Source organism: Streptomyces sp. NPDC020996, assembly GCF_040641355.1.
GTDB lineage: Bacteria > Actinomycetota > Actinomycetes > Streptomycetales > Streptomycetaceae > Streptomyces.
In genome coordinates, this window is record NZ_JBFADM010000046.1 from 1 (window position 1) to 12,597 (window position 12,597).

The 12,597-nt window shown below is 72.6% G+C and carries 12 protein-coding genes and 1 pseudogene; 8 read left to right on the top strand and 5 right to left on the bottom strand.

The window, feature by feature from the left end:
- Positions 1-189: 189 nt before the first annotated feature.
- A complete protein-coding gene (locus AB0G63_RS27085; RefSeq protein ID WP_360755122.1) occupies positions 190-1,053 on the bottom strand; it encodes a peptidoglycan-binding domain-containing protein in 864 nt (287 codons plus the stop codon).
- 119 nt (positions 1,054-1,172) lie between these two features.
- Between AB0G63_RS27085 and AB0G63_RS27090 the strand changes: the two genes are divergently transcribed.
- Positions 1,173-3,200: an MFS transporter gene (locus tag AB0G63_RS27090; protein WP_360755124.1), complete on the top strand. Its 2,028-nt coding sequence runs from the start codon at positions 1,173-1,175 to the stop codon at positions 3,198-3,200.
- Here the strand turns inward: AB0G63_RS27090 and AB0G63_RS27095 are convergent.
- Positions 3,124-3,687: a GNAT family N-acetyltransferase gene (locus tag AB0G63_RS27095; RefSeq protein ID WP_360755126.1), complete on the bottom strand. Its 564-nt coding sequence runs from the start codon at positions 3,685-3,687 to the stop codon at positions 3,124-3,126. The genes AB0G63_RS27090 and AB0G63_RS27095 overlap by 77 nt on opposite strands.
- Before the next feature lie 151 nt (positions 3,688-3,838).
- Between AB0G63_RS27095 and AB0G63_RS27100 the strand changes: the two genes are divergently transcribed.
- Together AB0G63_RS27100 and AB0G63_RS27105 are read left to right on the top strand one after the other, a co-directional pair.
- Complete coding sequence (locus tag AB0G63_RS27100) at positions 3,839-4,507, top strand: hypothetical protein (RefSeq protein ID WP_360755128.1); 669 nt, start codon at positions 3,839-3,841, stop codon at positions 4,505-4,507.
- 5 nt (positions 4,508-4,512) lie between these two features.
- Entirely contained in the window at positions 4,513-5,136 is a 624-nt protein-coding gene (locus AB0G63_RS27105) for a hypothetical protein (RefSeq protein ID WP_360755130.1), read from the top strand.
- On the opposite strand, the gene AB0G63_RS27110 is transcribed toward AB0G63_RS27105, so the two are convergent.
- Entirely contained in the window at positions 5,125-5,541 is a 417-nt protein-coding gene (locus AB0G63_RS27110; RefSeq protein ID WP_360755132.1) for a DUF1992 domain-containing protein, read from the bottom strand. The two genes, AB0G63_RS27105 and AB0G63_RS27110, sit on opposite strands and share 12 nt — an antisense overlap.
- 116 nt (positions 5,542-5,657) lie before the next feature.
- Between AB0G63_RS27110 and AB0G63_RS27115 the strand changes: the two genes are divergently transcribed.
- Complete coding sequence (locus AB0G63_RS27115; RefSeq protein ID WP_324789437.1) at positions 5,658-6,050, top strand: hypothetical protein; 393 nt, start codon at positions 5,658-5,660, stop codon at positions 6,048-6,050.
- A 289-nt stretch (positions 6,051-6,339) separates the two neighbouring features.
- On the opposite strand, the pseudogene AB0G63_RS27120 reads toward AB0G63_RS27115, so the two are convergent.
- Positions 6,340-6,558 (bottom strand): annotated as a pseudogene (locus AB0G63_RS27120) (FCD domain-containing protein); the annotation flags it as partial.
- Positions 6,559-6,786: 228 nt separating this feature from the next.
- Here AB0G63_RS27120 and AB0G63_RS27125 point away from each other — a divergent pair.
- Positions 6,787-6,993 (top strand): hypothetical protein, encoded by a 207-nt coding sequence (locus AB0G63_RS27125; protein ID WP_360755134.1) that lies wholly within the window; start codon positions 6,787-6,789, stop codon positions 6,991-6,993.
- Positions 6,994-7,341: 348 nt separating this feature from the next.
- Positions 7,342-9,387 carry a bifunctional glycosyltransferase 87/phosphatase PAP2 family protein gene (locus AB0G63_RS27130; protein WP_360755136.1) on the top strand — a complete coding sequence of 682 codons (2,046 nt, stop codon included), beginning with the start codon at positions 7,342-7,344 and terminating at the stop codon, positions 9,385-9,387.
- Between the two features lie 216 nt (positions 9,388-9,603).
- On the opposite strand, the gene AB0G63_RS27135 is transcribed toward AB0G63_RS27130, so the two are convergent.
- Complete coding sequence (locus AB0G63_RS27135; protein WP_360755139.1) at positions 9,604-10,839, bottom strand: cytochrome P450; 1,236 nt, start codon at positions 10,837-10,839, stop codon at positions 9,604-9,606.
- Between the two features lie 271 nt (positions 10,840-11,110).
- On the opposite strand from AB0G63_RS27135, the gene AB0G63_RS27140 reads away from it, so the two are divergent.
- The gene (locus AB0G63_RS27140; RefSeq protein WP_360755142.1) at positions 11,111-12,280 is read left to right on the top strand and encodes a steroid 3-ketoacyl-CoA thiolase; all 1,170 of its coding nucleotides are present in this window, start codon (positions 11,111-11,113) and stop codon (positions 12,278-12,280) included.
- Positions 12,281-12,322: 42 nt separating this feature from the next.
- Entirely contained in the window at positions 12,323-12,562 is a 240-nt protein-coding gene (locus AB0G63_RS27145) for a hypothetical protein (protein ID WP_360755145.1), read from the top strand.
- The last annotated feature ends 35 nt before the right edge of the window (positions 12,563-12,597 follow it).

Consider the following 12,597-nt stretch of genomic DNA (forward strand, 5'->3'; position numbering starts at 1 on the left):
TGGGGGGGGGGGTGGGGGGGTGGGGGGTTGTTTTTTGGGGGGGGGGGGGGGGGGGGGGGGGGGGCCGGGCACGGGGGTGTCCGTCCTCGGAACGGCGCGGAATCGGGGGTTCGAGAGGTACTGGGGTTGACGCGCCAACCGCTGCGGGCGAACACCCCCGTCCCGTCCCCTTCCCGCCGTGCGCGGCTGTCAGCCGTCCGTGGTTTCCGCCTCCAGACTCGTGCGGGTCTCCGCGCCGTAGACGCCCAGCCCGTCCGCGGTGATGCCGCGGGTCCACTGGTAGACGCGTACGGCGTTCTCCACCCGGGCGTCGAAGTGGCCGTTCACGTCGCCGTCGTAGAGGTAGAGGCTGCGTAGGCGGAGCTGGAGTTCGGCCACCCCGGGGCCCTGGTCGCCGAGGCGCAGGACCTGGGTCGGCTGGGGGGTGGTGGTGGCCGACTGGACGGTGCCGGTCGCGGTGACCGAGGGGGTGCCGGTCGGTGTGGGCGTGGCCGACGGGGTGGTGGTGGGGCTCGGTGAGGCGGTCGTCGCCGACGGGGACGCCGAGGGGGACGAGGGCTGGGAGGGGGGCGTGGGTGTCGGCGGGCGGGTGGCGGTCGACGGGGGCGGCTCGCTGGTCTCCGTGTCCGGCACGCTCGCGCGTATGCCGTCGGGGAGGGCGGTGTCGCGGGACGGGGTGTCGTACGAGAACAGGCCACTGGCCACCGTTGCCGTGGTGACGGCGGAGACCGCCGCGGCGGCGATCAGCAGTACGGTTCGGCGTCCGCGGTGGGGGCGGTTCTGTGGCTCGGGGGCCGGCTCGTCGTCGAGGGGTGTGGGGTCGTCCAGGGCCGGCTCGTACGTCAGCGGCGGCAGGCGCGGCGGCGCCTCCGTGGGGGCGGCCAGGTCCACGTACGGGCGTATCCGCAGCGGGTCGAAGTCCTCCGCGGCTGCCGCCTCCGCCCGGCGTGCCTCCCGCAGCGCCTGGGACGCCCGCCGGCCGCACGGGCAGGACGGAGTGTTGTCGGCCGTCCTCGGCGCGCCGCATTCCGGACAGTCGTTCGGTTCCTTCACGTGTTCGTCCCTCCCCCTGCGGAGATTATGCAGATCTCCTTCACGGCTGGGGCTCGACAGGCCATAACCGGCCACCCGGACGACGATGGAAGCCGGCGTCTGATCCCCGGGAGGGCTCCATGGCCGTGAGCGCGCAGGGTGTCACGGACGTGCGGGACACACCGCACGTGCCGCGGAACGTGCTGGCGTCGATCGGCGCCCTGCTCCTCGGGATGCTGCTCGCCGCACTGGACCAGACGATCGTGTCGACCGCGCTGCCGACGATCGTCAGCGACCTCGGCGGGCTGGAGCACCTGTCGTGGGTGGTGACCGCCTACCTGCTCGCCTCGACCGCCGCCACCCCGCTGTGGGGCAAGCTGGGCGACCAGTACGGGCGCAAGAGGCTGTTCCAGGCCGCGATCGTGATCTTCCTGGTGGGTTCCGCGCTGTGCGGCATGGCGCAGGGCATGGGGCAGCTCATCGCCTTCCGGGCGCTCCAGGGGCTGGGCGGCGGCGGGCTCATGGTGCTGTCCATGGCGATCGTCGGCGACCTCGTCCCGCCGCGCGACCGGGGGCGCTACCAGGGGCTGTTCGGGGCCGTGTTCGGGACGACCAGTGTGCTGGGGCCGCTGCTCGGCGGGCTGTTCACCGAGCACCTGAGCTGGCGGTGGGTCTTCTACGTCAATCTGCCGGTCGGCGTGGTCGCGCTGGCCGTGATCGCGGGTGCGCTGCACATTCCGCGCAGGGGCGCCCGGCACACGATCGACTACCTCGGTACGTTCCTGATCGCGTCCGTGGCCACCTGTCTGGTGCTCGTCGCCTCGCTGGGCGGCACGACGTGGGCGTGGGGGTCGGCCGAGACCGTCGGGCTCGTGGTGCTGGGCGTCGCGCTCGGCGTGGCGTTCGTGCTCGTGGAACGGCGGGCCGCCGAGCCCGTGCTGCCGCCGAAGCTCTTCCGGATCCGTACGTTCACTTTGTCCGCCGTCATCAGCTTCATCGTCGGCTTCGCCATGTTCGGGGCGATGACCTACCTGCCCACCTTCCTTCAGGTCGTCCACGGCGTGACGCCGACCATGTCCGGTGTGCACATGCTGCCGATGGTGGTCGGCATGCTGCTGTCGTCGACCCTCTCCGGGCAGACCGTCAGCCGCACCGGGCGGTGGAAGGTGTTCCCCGTCGCCGGCACGGCGGTCACCGCGATCGGGCTGATGCTGCTCCACCGGCTCGACGAGACCAGTTCCACGGCTGAGATGAGTTCCTGTTTCTTCGTGTTCGGGCTGGGGCTGGGGCTCGTCATGCAGGTGCTCGTGCTCATCGTGCAGAACGCCGTGTCGTACGACGATCTCGGCGTCGCCACCTCCGGCGCGACCTTCTTCCGGTCCATCGGGGCCTCGTTCGGCGTCGCCGTCTTCGGGACCGTGTTCGCGGGCCGGCTGGACGACCGGCTGACCGGCGCCTTCCGGGGCGTGGCGGGGGTCTCCGTCGACGCGCTCAAGTCCGACCCGCGGGGGATCGCCGCGCTGCCCGCCTCCCTGCGCCCGGCCGCCCTGCACGCCTACGCGCAGTCCATCTCCGACGTCTTCCTCTACGCCGCCCCCGTCGCCCTCCTCGGGTTCGTGCTGGCCTGCTTCCTGAAGGAGGACACGCTGCGCGGGTCGGTCACCGCGCCCGACGTGACCGAGACGCTGGCCAGCAATCCGGTGGAGCGGTCGTCGTACGACGAGGTGTGCCGCGCGCTGTCCGTGCTCGGCACGCGGGAGGGGCGGCGCCAGATCTACCGGGAGATCACCGAGCGGTCCGGGTACGACCTGCTGCCCGCCGCGAGCTGGCTGCTGCTGCGGATCAAGAAGCACGGGACGGTCGAGCCGGGTCTGCTCGCCGAGCGCAGTTCCCTGCCGCTGGCGGTGGTGATCGCCGCCGTCCGGCAGGTGGAGGAGCGGCGGCTGGCCGAGCGAGAGGGCCTGGACCTGGTCCTGACCGAGCAAGGGCGGGAGGTCGCCGAGCGGCTGGCGCTGGCCCGGGAGGAGTCCCTGGCCACGCTGCTCGGCGACTGGTGGGGGCCGGGCCGGCCGACCGATCTGACGCAGCTGGTCAGGGAGTTGACCGGGGAACTGTGCGGATCGGACCGTGAGCAGCCGCAGAACGGGGCGTCGGCGCGGCTCGGTTGAGCAGGTCCTTGGCGAACCAGTGCCCGGCGTAAGGGTCGTCGTTGTGCGGCTCGGTCTCGGTGTAGCCGAGGCGGGCGTACAGGGCGCGGGCCTCCACCAGGTCGCTGCGGGTGTCGAGGATCATGCGCGTGGCGCCCAGTTCACGGGCGGCCTCCTCCGCCGCGCGGACCAGCAGCGGGGCGCCACCCCGGCCGCGCAGCTCCTCGCGCACGAAGACGCGGGTGAGTTCGGCCGTGGCGGGGTCCAGGATGCGCACGCCCGCCGAGCCGGCCGGTTCGCCGTCGTGCCGGGCGATCAGCAACTCGCCGGTGGGCGGGACCAGTTCGGCGCCCGTGGCGGCGGCGATCTCGCGCTCGAGTTCGGCCGGGTCGGTCCGGCGGCCCTCGTGCAGCAGGTACCAGCGGTCGCTGACCTCGGTGTAGTACGACCGCCACAGGGCGACGGCGGCGGGGGAGTCGGGGGGTTCCGCAGAGATGGTCCAGGTCATGCCGTTCATTCTGCGGAGGCGGGGGGCGGGGGGTGCAACCGGTTTCGGGGCGGGCGCGGCGGGGGTGCGCCGCGCTCGCCGTTTGAGCGGTGCCTTGCGGGCAACCCGATGACAGAACCGGCCCGTTGGGCCGACACAACGGAAGGCATCCATGTCCACAGGCATGATCGTTGCTTTGATCGTGATCGTGGCGGCCGTGGTCGTTGTCGCGGCCGTCCTGACCCTGCGTTCCCGGGGCCCGCGCGGCGGCCGGGACCTGAAGCGGCGTTTCGGGCCCGAGTACGACCGCGTCGTGGCCCGGCACGACGGGGACGCCAAGGCCGCCGAACGTGAACTCACCGAGCGCGTGGAGCGGCACGGATCGCTGCGGGCACGGCCGCTGGAGACGGCGCGGCGCCAGCAGTTCGAGGCGCGCTGGGCGGCCGCGCAGGAGCGCTTCGTCGACTCGCCGCGTGAGGCGGTCGCCGAGGCCGACCGGCTGATCGCCGAACTCGCCGCGGAGCGCGGCTTCCCCGACGGCGGCCAGTACGAGGAGCAGCTCGCCGCCCTGTCCGTCCACCACGCCCACCACGTGCACGGCTACCGCCAGGTGCACCGAGCCGCCCACCTGCCCGGGAACGCCGGGGACGCGGGTGAGCGGGCCGGCACCGAGGAGATGCGCGCGGCCATGGTCGAGGCGCGCGCCCTGTTCGAGGAACTGATGACCGACTCCGGCCGCGACGGCGGCCTGCGCCGCGACGAGGCGGGCAGCGCGGGCAGGGCTCCTGCCCGCAAGGCCACGCCTTGGGCGTTCGGCCGGCGTCACCCGAAGGAGGGCTGAGACAGATGTCCGACGTGACACGCCCGACGGGCGGCACACCGGCACCGGCGGAGCGGGGCGGTCCCCCCGAGGGCAGCTCAACGGGCAGTTCGACGGGCAGTTCGACGGGCGGTTCAGCGGGCGGTTCAGCGGGCGGCTCAACGGGCAGTTCAGCGGGCGGTTCTCGCGCGGCCGGCGGTCCGTGGACGGGCGGCGACAGGGGTGCGGGCAGCGGTGCGTACACCGATGGCGGCACGCACACCGGCACGGACGGGCGGGTTGGTACCGGCGCGCACGCCGGTGTCGGCACCGGCGCCGACAGTGGCGCGCACGGCCGTGGTGAGGAGGGGCGTGCCCGCTCGCGGCTGCTTTCCGCCGACGAGTGCGACACGTTCTCGGAGCGGCTGCAGCACGCGGTGGCGGGGTTCGTCGACGCGCCGCACACCGCCGTCGAGGAGGCCGACCGGGTCCTGGAGGAGATCGCCGGCCGCTTCGCGGAGGCCGTGACGCGGCGCCGCCGTACTCTGCGCGCTTCCTGGCAGGGCGAGGACGGGCGGGCCGGGGAGTCGGCGGCCGCCGGCGACACCGAGCGACTGCGGCTGGCCCTGCGGGACTACCGCGCGCTGGCCGAACGCCTGCTACGCGGGTGACCCGTCCGCCCGGCCCTCCCGCCACCGGCGTACGACCTCTTCCACGTCGTACGGCTTCTTGCCCAGCGGGGGGCCGGGCGGCGGCTTGAACATCATGTCGCGGATCTTCACGTTGATCTCCGTGATGATCTTCCGGACGATCCGTTCCGAGGGCGCCGCGTACGCCGCTTCGAGCGCGTCCTCGGCCTCCTTGCGCAGGGCCAGGGTCGGCGGCAGGACCGACAGGCCCTCGCGCGCAATCTTCCGCCTGACCCACCACAGCTCGTCGTACGAGGTGTCCGCGCCGTCCGGCAGGGGTTTGCCGGCGCCGGGCAGCGTGGCGAAGTCGCCGCGCGCCTGCGCGTCGCGGATCTGTTTGTCCACCCAGGACTCGAACGGCACGCCGGGCGGCTTTCGCTCGGTCATGAGCTCATTGTGCCGGACGGGACACGGCCGGGCGATTTATCATTCCGCGGTGCGCCGACCAGGCAGGCGTACGAGGCGGTTGCAGGCCGTCGAGGGATCGTTCAGGAGGAGCGCACGTGCTCGAACTCACCATGGCCACCGTCTCGGGGGAGCAAGAGGGTGCCACGGCCGGCATGGTCATGGCCGACGCGCCGAGTGAGCCCGGCGCCGTGCTGCGGGTGGGGCGGGACAAGTCGGTGTGCCGTCTGGCGACCCCCGACGACTGGCTGTTCGTCTCCCGCGTGCACCTGGAGTTCCGGTGCGGCCCGGAGGGGACCTGGCAGGTGACCTGGCTGCGCGGTTCGCAGCCCGACCCGTCCTCGGAGGTCCGGCTGATCGTCGGGGAGTACGCGCAGACCATCGCCTACGGAGGTCATGTGGCGCTGCCCCCGGGCAGCAACGGCGAGGTCGTCATCCAGGACCGCACCGCCCCGCGCAGTGTCAACGTCGGCTTTTACCACGAGGGTTAGTCGTGGGTTAGTCGTAGGTTAGTCGTGGGTCAGCCGACCACGCCGATCGGCTTCGGCCGTCCGGTCCGTTCCCGTGAGGGGCGGGCGGGGCGGCCGATCGGTTTTTCCGCGGGCTCGTCGTCAGCCCGCGTCGTCGGCGAAGAGGCGTCGCAGTGAACGGCACGCTCCGTCGAGGTGGGCCTCCATGCGGCGGACGGCCTCCTCGGCGTCCCCGGCGCGCAGCGCCTCCAAGCACCGCTCCGTGCTCGGCGACGATGCGTTCGCGTCCGAGGGTGTGCCGGGTCTGCACCATGCACAGGTGCATCTCGCCCTTGATGTCCCGGTAGAGGCGGCTGAGCCGGGGGCCGCCGACCGCGTCCGCCAGTGACTGGTGGAAGCGCAGGTCGGACTCGACGAAGGTGCTGTGCGGCGCCTCCGGTCCCAGCCGGTCGAGATCGGTGATGGCCCGCTCGGCCGTGGTCACCGGCACGGCCCCGCGCGCCACCGCCCTGACCGGCTGGCACTCCACGCTCGGCGACCGGATCCTCGGCGCGCTCGGCCTGCCCCCGCGAGGTCCCGAGGGTACCGAGGGTCCCGAGGGCCGAGGGCAGGATGCCCGCCGCGCGGCCGTCCGGCTGGGAGGCCCTCGGCCTGGTGCGGCGCCGGACGGAGGGGGTCCTCACCGCACTGTCCGGCCGGCCGTACGGCGGCGCGGGTCTGTCCCGGCGGCTGGAGCTGGTGGAGGACGCCTTCGCCGGTGCCCTTCGCCGGTGCCCTGCGCCGGCTGGGCGTGCCGGCGCGGGAGTCGGCCGGCCATGCCGCCGAACTGGCCGCCGACATCGGCTCGCTGTTCGGCCTGCACCTGCCTCCCCGGCGCCGGGCCGCCCCGCCCGAGCCGCAACCGCAGCCTGCCCCGGTCCCGCCGCAGACGCCGGGAACACCGTTCATGTCCTTCCCCGGATGAGCGACTGGTCCCAGGGCGGCCTGCCCTGACGGACACCGCCCGCGTGCCCGCTCGCCCTGCTCGGCGCGGGCGGTGCGGGCGGTGCGGGCGACCCGGTCAAGCAGGTGCACGGGGCAGGTGAACGGGTCCTGAGCCGGGTCGATTGCCGTTCCTGGCAGGTTCCGCGGGGGACTCGGATGTGATCCACCTCGCGCCCGCCGGCAGCGGCACAACCCCCGGCCGACTATCGTCATCCCGATAAAAGGGGGATCGACGCCAGGTGAAGCAGGGGTTGCCGGCGTCTCCCTCCGGGGGAGGTGCGAGCCATAGGGTGCGCACAGGAACGACGGGGCGGGAGGCCGACCAGGCGTGGCGAACGTGGAGCACAGCGGGCGACCGGCGGAACCCTTCGGGACGACGGCCGTCGGCGGGGCCGGAGGAGGCCTGCGCGCGACGAGGCTGGGCCTGTGGCTGATCGCGGCGGTCCTCGCGGTACGGCAGGTGGCCGTGGTCCTCGGCACCCCCCGGGGCGAGCGGCTGACGGACCTGGAGACCTGGGTCGGCCCCGACGGCGTCCTGCACGTGAAGGGGTCGCTGTACGACTCCACCCGTTTCACCGGCACACCCTTCGGCGGCCTCGTCATGAAGCCGCTCACCCGGGCGGCCGAACAGGCCCTCGGCTGGGGCTGGACCTTCGGCACGCTGCTGCTGGTCGTCGCGCTCGGCCTGGTCACCGCCCGCGCGCTGCCGCCGCCGGTGAGCAGACGCACCTCCCTGCTCGCCGCGCCCGTCGCGATCAGTCTGCTGATGCTGTCGCTGCCGGTGCGCAACACGCTCTGGCTGGGCCAGACCAGCATCATCCCGGTCCTGCTGGTGCTGCTGGGCTGCTTCGTCGTACGCGGCCGGTACACCGGCGGGCTGCTCATCGGCTTCGCCGCCGCGCTGCAGCCGACGGTCCTGCTCTTCGCGCCGCTGCTGTGGTTCACCGGCCGCCGCCGCGCCGCCCTGACCACCGGTGCCGCCTTCGCCGGCTGCACCGCGCTCGCCTGGGCGGCGATGCCGCACGACTCGTACACCTACTGGGTGCACCACATGGCGGGCACCGGTCTCGGCGGCGCGGCCGACGACCTCGCCAACCAGTCCCTGCACGGCGCCCTGCTCCGGCTCGGCCTCGCCGGGCCGCTGGAGATCGCCCTGTTCCTCGTGCTCGGCGCCGCCGTCGCCTTCCTCGGGCTGCGCCGCGCCGTGCGCTACGCCCGCGAGGGCCAGCTGCTGCTCGCCGTCGCGATCACCGGCTGCGCGGCCATCGCCGTGTCGCCGACCACCTGGCAGCACCAGCTGCTGTGGGTGCTGCTCGCCGTCGTCGGCCGCGTCGGCAAACGGGCCTCCGACCGGTACGTGTGGCCGGTCGCCGTCGTCCTGGTGATGACGCTGCCCGCCAGGATGATGCTGCCGAACATGGCGGCCCTGTACGTCCTGCGCGACAACGTCGTGCTGCTCGCCGCCCTCGCCGCGGCGACCGTCGTGCCGTTCCTGTCCCGCACCTCGCCGCACTACCGGTCGCCGATCCCCACCGAGTACGCGGATCCCGTCCCGGCCCGTTTCCGCCACGTGCCGCTCCTGCCGGCCCTGCGCCGGGTGCTGACCCGCCCGAACCTGCTCCTCGAACTGCTCCTCATCCGCGTCACCTACGCCGCCTACCAGCAGGTCCGCCTCGCGGCGACCGGCGGCACCATCTCGGGCGGCCGGGCGCGGGCCGAGGCGCACGGGCACCAGATCCTCGGCCTCGAGCGTGCCCTGCACATCGACATCGAGCACTGGGCCAACCACGCGGTCGTCAAGGTCGGCTGGCTGCGCGACTTCTTCGACTTCTACTACGAGTCGTTCCACTTCGTCGTCCCGCTGAGCGTCCTCGCCGTGCTGTACTGGCGCCGCCCCGTCGACTACCGCTGGGCCCGGGCCTCCCTCGGCTTCGCCACGCTGCTCGCGCTGGTCGGCTTCTGGCTCTACCCGCTGGCGCCGCCGCGGCTGCTGCCCGGCCTCGGCATCATCGACACCGTGCACGGCGTGCAGGACTTCTCCAGGCCCGACTACGGCACGCTGACCGCCCTCACCAACCAGTACGCGGCGATGCCGTCGCTGCACTTCGGCTGGTCGCTGTGGTGCGGACTGGCCATCGCGGTCATCGCTCCCCGGTGGTGGATGAAGGCCCTCGGCCTGCTGCACCCGCTGTTCACCGTCTCGGCGATCGTGGCGACCGGCAACCACTGGGTGCTGGACGCGGTCGGCGGCGCGGTGGTCGTGGGCGCGGGCTTCGGGCTGGCGTACCTGTTGCAGGGTCCCCGTGCCGGCGCGGCCGCGGTCCCGGCGGCCGACGCGGAACGCGTGCCGCGCAAGGAACCCGCACCCAGCTGACGGCGCTGTCGCCTCCGGCCCGGCGACGGGGGCGGATCGGACGGCGGTGGCGGACCGTACGGCGGTGGCGGACCGTACGGCGGTGGACCGTGCGGCGGTGGACCGTGCGGCTGAGGCCCCCCGGGGGAGGCAGGGGCGGGGCGTCGGGACGAGGTGCGCTCCTGCCTCCCCCGCGGACGGGCCGGCGGCGCCGGGATGCCGCCGGCCCGAGACGGGTCAGCCCGCTTCGACGCGGAGTTCCTTCACGCCGTTGATCCAGGAGGAGCGCAGCCGGCGCGGCTCACCGGCCAGGGTGAGGGTGGGCAGGGCGTCGGCGATCGCGTCGAAGATGAGGTCGATCTCCAGGACGGCCAGGGACTTGCCGAGGCAGTAGTGCGGGCCGCCCCCGCCGAAGCCGAGGTGCGGGTTGGGGTCGCGGGTGATGTCGAAGCTGCCGGGGTCGTCGAAGACGTCGGGGTCGTGGTTGGCGGAGGCGTAGAAGAGGCCCACCCGGTCGCCCTTCCGGATCCGCTTGCCGCCGAGTTCGGTGTCCTGGGTGGCGGTGCGCTGGAAGGCGTTGACGGGGGTCGCCCACCGGACGATCTCCTCCGCCGCCGTCGCCGGGCGCTCGCGCTTGTACAGCTCCCACTGGTCCGGGTGGGTGAGGAAGGCGTGCATGCCGTGGGTGATGGCGTTGCGGGTGGTCTCGTTTCCGGCCACGGCCAGCATCAGCACGAAGAAGCCGAACTCGTCGGAGCTGAGACTGCCCTCGTCCTCCGCGGCCACCAGCGTCGTCACGATGTCCTTCGCCGGGCACTGCTTGCGGTCGGCGGCCATGTTCATGGCGTAGGCGATGAGCTCGGTGGCCGACTCGGTGCCGACCTCCTCGGTGATGGCGTACTCGGGGTCGTCGTAGGCGATCATCTTGTTGGACCAGTCGAAGATCTTGGCCCGGTCGTCCTGCGGGATGCCGATGAGCTCGGCGATCGCCTGGAGGGGCAGTTCGCAGGCGACCTCGGTGACGAAGTCGAACGGGCCCGGGTGGGCCACGGCGGCGCGTGCGATGGCGTCGGCGCGGGCGCGCAGCCGGTCCTGCAGGGCGCGGATGGCGCGCGGGGTGAAGACGCGCTGCACGATCTGGCGCACCCTGGTGTGTTCCGGGGGGTCCATGTTCAGCAGAATGAGCCGCTGGGCGTCGATCGCGTCGCGCTCGATGTGTTCGTTGAAGCGGATGATCGCCGTGTTGAGGGTGGAGGAGAACAACTCCGGGTGAGTGGAGACGTACTTGACGTCGGCGTGCCGGGTGACGGCCCAGTAGCCCTCGTCCCGGAAGCCGGCCACGTTGCCCGGCTGGGGGATCCAGCGCACCGGTTCGGCCCGGCGCAGTTCCGCGAACTCCGGCAGGGGCACACGCTGGTGCAGCACATCGGGGTCGGTGAAGTCGAACCCGTCGGGGAGCGCTGGACAGGGCATCGGCAACTCACTCCAGCCGTCTGACGGTCCATCAGGAATTGCGGTGAAGGTAATAACGGGTTCTACAACTGGCAAGGGGTGCGGCGCCGTCAATTGCGTGCGGGATCCGTGCAGATCTGCAGATCAAGACATCGGGCGCTGCACGACCCTTGCGAGGGCGCGTGCGGCGTCAGCACACTGCCCTTAGAACTAGAACACGTACTAGTTCTGCGTGGCGGGTGGGCCGGGACGCCCCCCTCGCGCGGGTACCGGAGGAGAGGATCAACCCCCCATGGCCGCGGAACCCGTGATCGTCGAAGCCGTACGCACCCCCATCGGCAAGCGCGGTGGCGCGCTCGCCAACCTGCACCCCGCCTACCTCCTGGGCGAGACCTACCGTGAACTCCTCGGCCGCACCGGCATACCCGCCGACTGCGTCGAGCAGATCGTCGGCGGCACCGTCACGCACGCCGGCGAGCAGTCCATGAACCCCGCGCGCACGGCGTGGCTGGCCATGGGACTGCCCTACGAGACCGCGGCGACGACGGTCGACTGCCAGTGCGGGTCCTCGCAGCAGGCGGCGCACATGGTGGCCAACATGGTCGCCACGGGCGTGATCGACGTCGGCATCTCGTGCGGCGTCGAGGCGATGTCGCGGGTGCCGCTGGGGTCGGGCTCGAAGCACGGGCCGGGCAAGCCGTTCCCCGACGAGTGGAACGTCGACCTGCCGAACCAGTTCGAGGCGGCGGAGCGGATCGCCCGCCGTCGCGGCCTGACACGGGAGAACGTCGACTCGCTCGGCCTGGTCTCGCAGGAGCGGGCCGCCGTGGCCTGGGCCGAGGAGCGGTTCAAGAAGGAGACGTTCGCCGTCCAGGTCCCGACCACCGAGGAGGAGCAGCAGGCCGGTCAGGGCATGTGGCGCCTCGTCGACCGCGACGAGGGGCTGCGCGACACCTCCATGGAGGCGCTGGCGCGCCTGAAGCCGGTGATGCCCACGGCCGTCCACACGGCCGGCAACTCGTCGCAGATCAGCGACGGCGCGGCGGCCATCATGTGGGCCTCGAAACGGATGGCCCGGGCGCTGAAGCTGCGGCCGCGGGCGCGGATCGTGGCCCAGGCCCTGGTGGGCGCCGACCCGCACTTCCACCTCGACGGTCCCATCGACGCGACGCGCGCGGTGCTCGGCAAGGCGGGCATGTCGCTGAAGGACATCGACGTCGTCGAGATCAACGAGGCCTTCGCCTCCGTGGTGCTGAGCTGGGCCCAGGTCTTCGGACAGGACCTGGCCAAGGTGAACGTCAACGGCGGCGCGATCGCGCTCGGGCACCCCGTCGGCGCCACCGGGGCCCGGCTGATCATCACCGCCCTCCATGAACTGGAGCGCACCGACAAGGAGTTCGCGCTGGTGACGATGTGCGCCGGCGGCGGCCTGGCCACCGGGACGATCCTCCAGCGGCTGTGAAAACGACTTGGCAGGGTTGACGCGAACTGATCAACTTGGCCGGTGCTGATCAACGTGATCCTCCGTGCCCTGCCCTTCTACATCCGCGAACCGGTCATGGTCGCCGTCTGCCTCGGCTTCGCCGGCCTGGCCCTCTACTGGTTCGTCATGGTGGGAGGCCTGGCCCGGGGCGGCTTCGGCCTGCTGTTCCTGGCGATCGCCGTCCTGCGCGCCCACTTGTTCCGCAAGGAGTGGAGATCCCGCAGGGCGGCGAAGGAAGGTGGCGTCACGCAGCAGGCGTAGCCCGTATCCGGTTGTTCCGGTTGTTCCGGTCGTTC

Coding starts and splice junctions, on each gene's coding strand:
- AB0G63_RS27090 (WP_360755124.1), top strand. CDS start 1,173: ATGGCCGTGAGCGCGCAGGGTGTCACGGACGTGCGGGACACACCGCAC.
- AB0G63_RS27095 (WP_360755126.1), bottom strand. CDS start 3,687: ATGACCTGGACCATCTCTGCGGAACCCCCCGACTCCCCCGCCGCCGTC.
- AB0G63_RS27100 (WP_360755128.1), top strand. CDS start 3,839: ATGTCCACAGGCATGATCGTTGCTTTGATCGTGATCGTGGCGGCCGTG.
- AB0G63_RS27105 (WP_360755130.1), top strand. CDS start 4,513: ATGTCCGACGTGACACGCCCGACGGGCGGCACACCGGCACCGGCGGAG.
- AB0G63_RS27110 (WP_360755132.1), bottom strand. CDS start 5,541: ATGACCGAGCGAAAGCCGCCCGGCGTGCCGTTCGAGTCCTGGGTGGAC.
- AB0G63_RS27135 (WP_360755139.1), bottom strand. CDS start 10,839: ATGCCCTGTCCAGCGCTCCCCGACGGGTTCGACTTCACCGACCCCGAT.
- AB0G63_RS27140 (WP_360755142.1), top strand. CDS start 11,111: ATGGCCGCGGAACCCGTGATCGTCGAAGCCGTACGCACCCCCATCGGC.